Source organism: Pseudomonas uvaldensis (genome assembly GCF_021271205.1).
In the GTDB taxonomy this organism is placed as follows: Bacteria; Pseudomonadota; Gammaproteobacteria; order Pseudomonadales; family Pseudomonadaceae; genus Aquipseudomonas; species Aquipseudomonas uvaldensis.
Window position 1 is genome coordinate 1 of the sequence record NZ_JAIWKS010000054.1, and the last position, 322, is coordinate 322.

1 protein-coding gene is annotated in these 322 nt (G+C 69.6%); it reads right to left on the reverse strand.

From position 1 onward, the window contains the following. Nucleotides 1–322 (reverse strand): AMP-binding protein (locus LCU97_RS26555; RefSeq protein ID WP_232778223.1); only part of this gene is annotated, 322 nt, incomplete at both ends.

A 322-nucleotide genomic window follows, 5' to 3' on the forward strand; every position in this document is an offset into this window, starting at 1 on the left:
AGGTACCTGCGGATTGGCGTCGAACGCGGCATCGTCCGCCGCCTGCAGGGAGGCGTCGGTGTCGAGCAGCAACAGCGGCAGATCGCCGGCTGGCAGGGACAGCGCTGATTGGGTCAGCAATGCCTGCGGCCGGCTGTCCTGGAGCATGAAGGCCATGCGGTCGGCGGGGTGGGCCGGGTCGATGGGTACGTAGGCCGCGCCGGCCTTGAGCACGCCGAGCAGGCCGACGATCATCTCCAGGCTGCGCTCGGCGCAAAGGGCGATGCGTTGATCAGGTTGCACGCCCAGGGCGAGCAACTGGCGGGCCAGGTGGTTGGCGCGA